Origin of the sequence: Pauljensenia sp. UMB3104 (genome assembly GCF_030217285.1) — a bacterium.
GTDB lineage: Bacteria > Actinomycetota > Actinomycetes > Actinomycetales > Actinomycetaceae > Pauljensenia.
Map to the genome: position 1 here is coordinate 1 of NZ_JASONN010000338.1, position 267 is coordinate 267.

General features: G+C 61.8%; 1 protein-coding gene. It reads right to left on the reverse strand.

Going from position 1 to position 267, the window contains the following annotated elements:
- Positions 1-37: 37 nt before the first annotated feature.
- Positions 38-267: S26 family signal peptidase (locus tag QP415_RS11945; RefSeq protein ID WP_285100224.1), on the reverse strand; the 230-nt coding region annotated here is incomplete at its 5' end.

Sequence of the window (267 nt, forward strand, 5' to 3'; positions counted from 1 at the left end):
TGTGCCAAGGAGACCTCAAGATCACGCGACGCGGTCGTCATGAGGCGGCGGGAACGGAGGCAAAAACTTCGTGGTGCGCGATGTCGGTCGTCCACCGGGAAGTCGGCCAGATGACGGCCTGAACGGTGCCCACAACCGACGACACCGGGACGTAGGGCGACTGCCCAGAACCCATGTGATAGCGCGAATCAGCGGAATTCGAACGATTGTCACCCATCACCCACAGGTGTCCCTCGGGAACGACCACGTCGAAGGTACGTTCACCGC